Source organism: Mangrovibacterium sp. (assembly GCF_059905295.1).
The window spans coordinates 1-9037 of sequence record NZ_JBZQJF010000030.1 but is presented as its reverse complement, the minus strand read 5'-3'; the positions used below and the strand labels follow the sequence as shown (position 1 = coordinate 9037).

The 9037-nt window shown below is 40.8% G+C and carries 11 protein-coding genes; 5 read left to right on the top strand and 6 right to left on the bottom strand.

The window, feature by feature from the left end:
• Positions 1-736: 736 nt before the first annotated feature.
• From rimO to AC37HE_RS02125, 3 genes are all read right to left on the bottom strand, one after another.
• Positions 737-2032: a 30S ribosomal protein S12 methylthiotransferase RimO gene (gene rimO / locus AC37HE_RS02135; protein WP_500781124.1), complete on the bottom strand. Its 1296-nt coding sequence runs from the start codon at positions 2030-2032 to the stop codon at positions 737-739.
• Positions 2033-2190: 158 nt separating this feature from the next.
• Positions 2191-3141: a signal recognition particle-docking protein FtsY gene (gene ftsY / locus AC37HE_RS02130; RefSeq protein WP_500781123.1), complete on the bottom strand. Its 951-nt coding sequence runs from the start codon at positions 3139-3141 to the stop codon at positions 2191-2193.
• 95 nt (positions 3142-3236) lie between these two features.
• On the bottom strand, positions 3237-4004 hold the full coding sequence (locus AC37HE_RS02125; protein WP_500781122.1) for an XRE family transcriptional regulator: 768 nt from the start codon (positions 4002-4004) through the stop codon (positions 3237-3239).
• Between the two features lie 114 nt (positions 4005-4118).
• On the opposite strand from AC37HE_RS02125, the gene AC37HE_RS02120 reads away from it, so the two are divergent.
• Positions 4119-5426: a putative DNA modification/repair radical SAM protein gene (locus AC37HE_RS02120; protein ID WP_500781121.1), complete on the top strand. Its 1308-nt coding sequence runs from the start codon at positions 4119-4121 to the stop codon at positions 5424-5426.
• Positions 5427-5429: 3 nt separating this feature from the next.
• Positions 5430-6236 carry a TIGR03915 family putative DNA repair protein gene (locus AC37HE_RS02115; protein WP_500781120.1) on the top strand — a complete coding sequence of 269 codons (807 nt, stop codon included), beginning with the start codon at positions 5430-5432 and terminating at the stop codon, positions 6234-6236.
• Between the two features lie 27 nt (positions 6237-6263).
• On the opposite strand, the gene AC37HE_RS02110 is transcribed toward AC37HE_RS02115, so the two are convergent.
• The 3 genes from AC37HE_RS02110 to rpmB are packed head-to-tail and all read right to left on the bottom strand — an operon-like array spanning position 6264 to position 6861.
• On the bottom strand, positions 6264-6416 hold the full coding sequence (locus AC37HE_RS02110) for a DUF4295 domain-containing protein (protein WP_500781119.1): 153 nt from the start codon (positions 6414-6416) through the stop codon (positions 6264-6266).
• A gap of 8 nt (positions 6417-6424) precedes the next feature.
• Positions 6425-6607 carry a 50S ribosomal protein L33 gene (gene rpmG, locus AC37HE_RS02105; RefSeq protein ID WP_107821769.1) on the bottom strand — a complete coding sequence of 61 codons (183 nt, stop codon included), beginning with the start codon at positions 6605-6607 and terminating at the stop codon, positions 6425-6427.
• Positions 6608-6618: 11 nt separating this feature from the next.
• On the bottom strand, positions 6619-6861 hold the full coding sequence (gene rpmB / locus AC37HE_RS02100; protein WP_500781118.1) for a 50S ribosomal protein L28: 243 nt from the start codon (positions 6859-6861) through the stop codon (positions 6619-6621).
• Between the two features lie 467 nt (positions 6862-7328).
• Here rpmB and AC37HE_RS02095 point away from each other — a divergent pair, with 467 nt between their 5' ends.
• From AC37HE_RS02095 to AC37HE_RS02085, 3 genes are all read left to right on the top strand, one after another.
• A complete protein-coding gene (locus AC37HE_RS02095; RefSeq protein WP_500781117.1) occupies positions 7329-7973 on the top strand; it encodes a peroxiredoxin in 645 nt (214 codons plus the stop codon).
• Between the two features lie 100 nt (positions 7974-8073).
• A complete protein-coding gene (locus AC37HE_RS02090; protein ID WP_500781116.1) occupies positions 8074-8895 on the top strand; it encodes a CPBP family intramembrane glutamic endopeptidase in 822 nt (273 codons plus the stop codon).
• The coding region (locus AC37HE_RS02085; RefSeq protein ID WP_500781125.1) for a DUF456 family protein at positions 8895-9037 on the top strand (143 nt) is incomplete at its 3' end. The genes AC37HE_RS02090 and AC37HE_RS02085, both read left to right, overlap by 1 nt.

Below are 9037 nucleotides of genomic sequence, written 5' to 3'. Positions count from 1 at the left end.
CGGCTGCCATACAGTTTGGGGAACAGGTTCTTCACATACATCCACAGGAAAACTAAATCGACGCAAGTAATTCTGATTCCCTTCACCTAGTTCAACAAAATGACACCGTTTTTTAGCTTCTGAATTTCGTATACCCTCGCATAAAAAATGTCTATTACTTGATGAAAGCTCCACCTGTTTTTAGTTCGACCTTCTATCAATTAATGAAAGCTCCACTTATTTTTAGTTCGACCTTCTATCAATTAATGAAAGCTCCACTTATTTTCCCGGCAATCAATTATGAGTTGATAAACCCCTCCCTGGAATGTTCGGCACTCTTTCATTAACTGGTAGAAGCTCGCCCGATTTTCCGGTCAACAGTTCAACACTTGTTGAAAGCTCAATGGATCTCCCTCCTAAAGAATATACATGCTTCCGGGGAATCATCAACAAGGATGAAAATGGAGAGTTTTCCGGACATCAGGTTGTAATTATTATCCGAAGTTGGCGGGTTGTCTTGGAACTTGAAAGGTTAACGATTAACGATTATTGATTGCCGATTAGCGATTGAGTGAAGAGCAACCAGTAATAAGCAGCAGCTCCTAGTTTCCACAAGAGTACCTATAACCGCAACTCGAAACTCGAAACTTGAAACTTGGAACTCAGCAGGGACTTTCGCAAAAAAAGAACAGTTCGAAAGCAATAAAAAACGGCAAAACCCAGGGAGCTTTGCCGTTTTCATGAAGCGAAAATTTTCCTATATTTTGCTTGCAAATAAATCAAACTCGGTTGCATCATTGATCTTTACAGCACAGAAGTTACCAACCTGAATATCATCAGACTTATCGATCAACACTTCACAATCTACTTCAGGTGAATCATACTCGGTACGAGCAACAAAATAGTCCTCTTCTTCACGGTCAACCAATACCCGTAATTCTTTTCCAATTTGCTCCTGACTGAAACGCGCCGAGATAGCCTGTTGCATTTCCATCAACTCATCAGCACGCGCTTCTTTCACTTCCTGCGGGATATCGTCTTTATACATTTTATAAGCATAGGTATCATCCTCGCTCGAATAAGCAAACACGCCCATTCGTTCAAACGGATACTCCTGTACAAAAGCTTTCAATTCCTGGAAATCTTCATCGGTTTCACCCGGGTGACCAACAAGGAAGGTGGTACGCAAAGCAATGCCCGGTACTTCTTCGCGGATCTTCTCAATCAGCTGAATGGTTTCTTCTTTGTTGATCTTGCGCCGCATTGTTCCCAACATTTTGTCGGTAATGTGCTGCAAAGGAATATCCAGGTATTTGGCCACATTCTTGCGTTCACGCATCACACGGAGAACGTCCATCGGGAATTTTGAAGGATAGGCATAGTGCAGACGAATCCACTCCAGTCCTTCAATATCAGCCAAACGATCGATCAACTCAGCCAATTTACTTTCGCCGTAACGATCGATTCCGTAGTACGACAAGTCTTGCGCAATAACTAACAGTTCTTTTACACCGCCTTCAACCATTTCTTTCGCTTCTTCAACCAAACTCTCCATGTCGCGCGACTTGTGGTTGCCTGTAAATTGCGGAATAGCACAAAATGAACAATGACGGTTACATCCCTCACTAATCTTCAAATAAGCGAAATGTGCCGGTGTGGTCTTCACCCGGTGATACATCTTCTGTTCGTAGAAATTAGCATTCAAATCTTTCACAATTTCCTTAAAGTCGAACTTACCGTAGAACTTATCCACTTCAGGGATTTCCTTGGTCAAATCCTCTTTATATCGCGCCGACAAACAGCCCATAACCAACAACTTATCCAGCTTACCCGCTTTGCGTGCATCTACAAAATTCAGGATGGTATTCACCGATTCCTCTTTGGCATCGGCAATAAAACCACATGTATTCAGGATCACAATATTGGCATCATCTTCTTCCGAATCATGGACAACTTTAAAGCCATTCAGGTCTAACTGATTCAGCAACATTTCCGAATCAACCAGGTTCTTCGAACAGCCAAGGGTCATGATGTTTACTTTACCTCTCTTCATATTTTTGTGTCAAATTTTTATCGTCCTCTACAACAATCAAAATCAGCTCTGGTTTGCAAAGCTGATCACGAATACCTGTACGCTGTCGAAACATGGCGTAACAAGACATTCAAACAAGTTCTGTTTGGGGCTTTAGGTTGGTTGATCTTGGAAGTTGCTTACGAGAAGAGCGAATCTACAAATTCTGTCCGGTTGAAGATCTGTAAATCTTCCATCTTCTCGCCAATACCGATATATTTCACCGGAATCTTGAATTGATCACTGATTCCGATTACCACACCACCTTTGGCAGTTCCGTCAAGCTTGGTTAATGCCAAAGCCGTAACTTCGGTAGTCTTGGTAAATTGCTTAGCCTGCTCAAAAGCGTTTTGGCCGGTTGAGCCGTCCAATACAAGCAAAACTTCATTGGGTGAATTCGGAACAACCTTCTGCATAACTTTCTTAATCTTCGAAAGCTCATTCATCAGGTTGATTTTATTGTGCAAACGGCCGGCAGTATCGATAATCACCACATCGGCTCCCTGCGCTTTGGCCGATTTCAGGGTATCAAATGCCACCGATGCCGGGTCTGAGCCCATATCCTGACGAACAAGAGGCACATCAACGCGCTTGGCCCATACTTCCAGCTGATCAATTGCAGCAGCACGGAATGTATCGGCAGCACCTAAGATCACCTTCTTGCCAGACAGCTTAAAGTTGTAAGCCAATTTTCCAATGGTGGTTGTTTTGCCAACACCATTTACACCAACAACCATAATAACATAAGGTTCTTCGCTTTGAGGGAGCTCAAAATCGGAAACATCGATCGAATTATTCTCTTCCAGTAAAGCTGCGATTTCTTCCTTCAAAATACGATTCAGTTCAGAAACGCCCAGGTATTTATCCCGATCAACGCGTTCTTCAATCCTGTGAATAATTTTCAGCGTTGTATCAACACCTACATCAGAGGTAATCAGCACTTCTTCAAGGTTATCCAAAACCTCATCATCGACTGTCGATTTACCAACAACAGCACGACTCAGCTTCTGAAAAACACTTTCTTTGGTTTTTGCCAAACCTTGATCAAGGCTTTCTTTTTTAGCCTTAGAAAATAATCCGAACAGACCCATATTTACTTTTATTTTGAGGTCGCCAATTTACAAAATTATGCCGAATAACAGGAAGGAAATCACCGGTGAAGCTAAGTTTTTGATATCAAAATGTTTTACTCTTTTTTCAGCCGACTGATTTCGGTCTTCATTTCAGTCAATATATCCGAAAGCCGATTAATTTCGAGGTGATTTGGTTGGGGTAAATTAAAACTCAAAACGCCATCGGCTTTCCATATTTCGAGCACGTTCGATGTTTCCACTTCGTATGGTTCATAAATCGTATTATCAGATTTCAGCAATAGCAGGTTGTCTTCTTTCAGGTAAACACGTTTATAAACCAACCCTTCATCTTGTGTAATTAACACGTAAGTTTCCCCACTTCTGATATCAGTAATCGATTCTACAAACTCGCAAAAAACATAAGAGCCCGCTTGCACAGGAAGCATGCTATCTCCTTTCAACTGAAATACCCGATAGGTACGACCGCGCGAGAGTTCCGGAACCGGCATGTCAAAAAACGGCAGTTGCCCCATGTATTCAGGGTCGGCATATCCGTTCAGGTAGCCAGCCGAAGCTTTAATGGGCACCACCGAAATCAATTCTTCATTTTTAGCATTAACCACAACTGTCAGAACCTTCAAATCGCCGACCTGTGAGACCTTCGCAGTATTTATCTGGCTTAAATCCTGACTAATCAGCTCATCTAAACTCAAATTAAAAGTTGAAGCCATTTGTTGCAGCATGGAGATTTTGGGGGTAGCTCTCCCCTCTTCGTAGGCACCAATATGCGAACGCTTTAGTCCGAGTTTATCTGCCAAATCAAGTTGAGTCAGGCTATTTCTCTGACGAAGATATTTAAGATTATTGGGCAAGTAGTTCATCGTGCTAATATTTTTAGTGTAAACCAAATTTAATACTAATATTTTTAGCCAGAGCTAATTTTATTAGTATTTTTAAATCATCGCTTTAGCAAATCAGTCTAAATATAGCCTATAATGAAGGAAACGACACTTGAAAAACTAAAAATATTAGCAGACGCTGCGAAATATGATGTATCATGTGCATCGAGCGGCAACAATCGATCAAACTCCGGAGGGATTGGAAATGCGGTTACTGCTGGTATTTGCCACAGCTTCACCGATGACGGGCGTTGTATCAGTTTATTAAAGATCTTAATGACAAATTACTGCATTTACGATTGTGCATATTGCATCAACCGGCGTACAAACGACCGCCCAAGAGCCACCTTGTCCCCACAAGAGGTTGTTGACCTCACAATTGGATTTTACAGGCGCAACTATATTGAAGGACTTTTCCTTAGTTCGGGAATTATAAAAAATGCCGACTATACGATGGAGCGCCTGATGCTTGTTGCCCGAAAACTGAGACTCGAAGAACGATACAATGGCTATATTCATCTGAAAGCAATACCCGGGGCAAATCCGGAATTAATCCGGCAGGCCGGGCTCTTCGCCGACCGACTGAGCGTAAATATTGAAATCCCAACCGAGCAGCAACTTCAACGGCTGGCTCCCGAGAAAAATTTCACATCGGTACTGCAACCAATGGACCAGATAAAAACCGGTATTCAACTTTACAAAGAAGAACGCAAAAAATATCGCTATGTCGATAAGTTTTCACCTGCCGGGCAAAGTACTCAATTAATCGTTGGAGCCAGTCCCGAAAGCGACCGGCAAATCCTCTCATTAGCATCAGGCTTGTACAAGCAGCAAAGTCTGAAACGGGTTTACTATTCGGGCTACTTACCAGTAAACGACTACGACAAACGCCTTCCTGCCATAAAGACGCCTCCGTTAGTTCGGGAAAACCGCTTGTATCAGAGCGACTGGCTGATGCGGTTTTACCATTTTCAGGCCGATGAGATTTTATCTCCCGAACAGCCGTTTCTGGATCTGGAGATTGACCCCAAATTGGCCTATGCAATTCGAAATCTTCATCTCTTCCCGGTCGATATTAATCGAGCCGACTACGAAATGATCCTGCGCGTTCCCGGAATTGGAGTTCAATCGGCCCGAATGATTGTTGACGCCAGGCGTTTTAGACGGCTAACCAGCCTTCACCTAAAAAAGATTGGCGTTGTTATGAAACGGGCTCAATATTTTATTACCTGCAACGAGCTATCAGCTCACAGCCGGGATTGGGACCCCAACATTTTACGAAGCCACATCATACATGAAAGCCAAGGCAAACATCGGAAAGCAGGAGATACACAACTGAGCTTATTTCATTTTCACCAAAACGCTATTTCGACAAGCAAACAATTACCCCATTTTAAAGATTAGATAATGGCAACTCTTATATACGACGGAACATTCGCAGGCTTTATGACTGTTATTTTTGAGTGCTATGCACAAAAACTGGAGCCAACTGCCATACACAAGGAAGGCGCTTTCCAGGAAAGTTTATTTGCTGAGCAAATTACGATTGAAACCAACGTGCTTAAATCGCAACGAGTTTTTAAGGGACTCCAACAAAAGCTTCACCCCCGAAACCAAGAGCTACCGGTATTAGCTTTCCTTTCGGATGAAAACGACATCGAGATGCGCCTTTATCGGTTTATTAAAAGAGTTTTTCAAGCTCCTTGCAGAATTGACACGGACTATTCCGATCCGGATGTTCTTGCCCTCAAAAAGATTGAGCGGACAGTTCTGAAAGAGTCAATGCGGATCCTTCAATTCGTGCGGTTCCAGCAGACCATTGACGACATTTACTTTGCCCCAATAGAACCTCAGTTTGATGTACTCCCCTATGCGATCAAGCATTTTAAGAAGCGATTTGCGGATCAAAAATGGCTAATTTACGACATCAAACGAGACTATGGCTTTTTCTATAATCTGAAGGATGTTTCGGAGATCAGGCTAAGCGAAAAGAATTTTTCGGTGTATGATGGTAAGTTAGCAAACAACATTGCAAAAGAATGCGAAGCTGACTATCAAACGCTCTGGAGAAGTTATTTCAAGCATACCAATATAGAAGAACGCAAAAATCCGAAGCTACAGAAACAACATATGCCGCGCCGCTATTGGAAATTTTTGACTGAGAAAAATGAAGTCTCTTCACCACCGGATACAAAAAAAGCTCCCACCAAGTGAGAGCTTTTCCTTAAAGCAAAGTATATATTACTTTTTAAAATAATCTTTAACCATTTCGTTAGGAACGATACCTTCTTGAAATGTGTATGAGCCAGTCTTAGAAGATTTAGTCATCTTGATTACTTTTGCGTAACCTTTACCAGCTCCTTTTTGCAATGATGCAACTGCTTTCTTAGCCATATCTCAAGTTATTTAATTTCGCGATGAACAGTTACTTTTTTCAAGAATGGGTTGTATTTTTTCAACTCCAAACGTTCTGCTGTATTCTTACGGTTTTTTGTAGTAATGTAACGAGAAGCTCCTGGAACACCAGATTCCTTTTGCTCAGTACATTCTAAAATAACCTGAACTCTATTTCCTTTTTTTGCCATGTTCTAAGGTGTTAAATAGTTTTGATCAAACCTTGTTCCTGAGCATTTTTCAATGCTGCACTCAATCCATTTTTATTAATGGTACGCAATCCGGCAGCTGAAACAGTCAACGAAATCCAACGATCTTCTTCTGGAAGATAGAATTTCTTATTGAACAAGTTCGGGCTAAACCGACGTTTGGTCTTTCTATTCGAGTGAGAAACATTATTTCCCACCATTGCTTTTTTTCCGGTTATTTGACAAATTCTTGACATTGTCTTTATTTTTTACAGAATCACACACGTTTTTCAAACAGTTCGCAAAATAAGTGCTTTTTCTTGAAATAATCAAACTGTTACGTAAGTTTTTTATACTTTTTCACAACAAATTTCAGAAGTTGAGCACCCATTACTGCACATTGTCTGCCGCAAAATACGAAATTCAGCCCTTTTTCCACACATTCACGTTCGTCTAAATGCATTTTTTTTACGCATACAGAAGCCTGTCTTACAAAATACCACCATGCACTTTCTCTGACATTACAGAACAAGAAGCAAACAATCAACTTATTGAATAGCAATAGACAATAAAGAAAATACAGAACAAAAGTGCTTTATTATTCGTTTATATCTCAGATATTACGATTTCAAGATGAATTTTCTCAAAAGTTAAAACCTTCGGGTAGCATACACAGTTTAATAGTAACAAAGAATCATTCTTCAAACCTTTAAAATAGTAAATCATGGAAGAACAAATGAATCAAATGCCTCGCATAGGCGACATGGCTCCCGATTTTAAAGCAAATACCACTTACGGTCCCATTCAATTTTCGGAATACAACAAAGGCAGTTGGGTTATTTTATTTTCACACCCTGCTGATTTTACGCCGGTATGCACAACAGAAATGAGTGGCTTTGCCATTCGAAGTGATGAATTCAAAGCATTAAACACTAAACTCATGGGTTTGAGTATCGACAGTATTCATGCTCACGTTGCCTGGGTGAACAATGTAAAAAAGAATTCAGGGGTCTTGTTTAACTTTCCAATTATTGCCGACATTGACATGAAAGTAGCAAAATTGTACGGCATGCTTCAGCCTAATGAAAGCGAAACTGCTGCTGTCCGTGCGGTATTCATTATCGACCCAACCGGGAAAGTTAGACTAGTCATGTACTACCCGCTCAATGTGGGACGGAACATGGACGAAATTGTTCGTGCATTAAAGGCCTTGCAAACATCGGACAAACACAGTGTAGCGCTTCCATTGAACTGGGTACCGGGAGAAAAAGTTATTGTTCCACCACCTAAAACAGTGGATGAAATGGAAGAACGTGAGAAATCGGACTATGAAATGATGGATTTTTACCTGGCCAAAAAAGATTTGTAAAAGATAATTCATAAGGTTTTGAAAGGAGATAACATTCTGTTGTCTCCTTTTCTTATATTTATCAAAAACAAATTATCTTAGGGTTAGTAATATTTAATCTATGAAAACAGATAGACAGCGCTATTATCCAACTTTTCTGGGAGCAGCTCACCTGGTTATTCTTTATATTTTCATACAAACCATTGTAGACTTTCCATTGGCTGTTTGGGATTATTATCATGGAACTGATTTTCTGTACAATCCGGCCAAGAAAATTGTACTTGGCGTTGGTTCAATCGTCTTCATCTTGTATTACGGCTACCGAAAAGCTAAAACCTCGATAAAAAAGCTTTTCCCGATGAAACTGTTTAACCCCTTGATTTTGATTCCGGTCATCCTCTTTTTAATGAGTGCCCAGGTGTTTTTAAACGAAATCAATGCCTGGGTCGATAAAATTTTGCCTGCCCCACCTTGGTTTTGGGAACTGTTTGATAAAATTTTCAAGAATGACTTCGGAATTTGGGGCGCAATTTTGAAAGTTGTTGTCATTGCTCCAATTATTGAAGAGTTGATCTTTCGCGGAATAATTATGCACGGTTTTATGCGTAACTACCCACAGTTGATTGCCATCTTCTTTTCAGGTTTGCTCTTTGCACTGTTTCACCTAAATCCCTGGCAATTTCCGGCAACCTTCATTTTAGGCTGCCTCTTGGGGTGGATCATGATTATTACACGAAACATTTTTGCATGTATTTTGGGACATGCCATCAACAACGCATTGGTCATGCTCAGTATGGAATACTACCGGGAAATTTCCGAATCTTCATTTTTCCTGCTCGAACGCCCCCAACAGCTTCACATCAGTTATTTGGTAGCCATTTTTAGCTTGGTTTTAATCGGTATTTTTGCAGCTTTTTCAAAACGAAATCAACTAACCGACTGATGGATTATGTATTAATTATTCTGGGAGCCGCATTGATACTTATTGGAATTGCTGGAGCAATCCTTCCGGTGATCCCTGGTACTCCAATAAGTTATGCAGGAATTCTGCTCCTCCATTTTACATCGAAATACCAGTTTAGTTT

Bases quoted from the DNA above. Each gene is read 5' to 3' on its own strand.
- rimO (WP_500781124.1), bottom strand. From the start codon at position 2,032: ATGAAGAGAGGTAAAGTAAACATCATGACCCTTGGCTGTTCGAAGAAC.
- ftsY (WP_500781123.1), bottom strand. From the start codon at position 3,141: ATGGGTCTGTTCGGATTATTTTCTAAGGCTAAAAAAGAAAGCCTTGAT.
- AC37HE_RS02125 (WP_500781122.1), bottom strand. From the start codon at position 4,004: ATGAACTACTTGCCCAATAATCTTAAATATCTTCGTCAGAGAAATAGC.
- AC37HE_RS02120 (WP_500781121.1), top strand. From the start codon at position 4,119: ATGAAGGAAACGACACTTGAAAAACTAAAAATATTAGCAGACGCTGCG.
- AC37HE_RS02115 (WP_500781120.1), top strand. From the start codon at position 5,430: ATGGCAACTCTTATATACGACGGAACATTCGCAGGCTTTATGACTGTT.
- AC37HE_RS02110 (WP_500781119.1), bottom strand. From the start codon at position 6,416: ATGGCTAAGAAAGCAGTTGCATCATTGCAAAAAGGAGCTGGTAAAGGT.
- rpmG (WP_107821769.1), bottom strand. From the start codon at position 6,607: ATGGCAAAAAAAGGAAATAGAGTTCAGGTTATTTTAGAATGTACTGAG.
- rpmB (WP_500781118.1), bottom strand. From the start codon at position 6,861: ATGTCAAGAATTTGTCAAATAACCGGAAAAAAAGCAATGGTGGGAAAT.
- AC37HE_RS02095 (WP_500781117.1), top strand. From the start codon at position 7,329: ATGGAAGAACAAATGAATCAAATGCCTCGCATAGGCGACATGGCTCCC.
- AC37HE_RS02090 (WP_500781116.1), top strand. From the start codon at position 8,074: ATGAAAACAGATAGACAGCGCTATTATCCAACTTTTCTGGGAGCAGCT.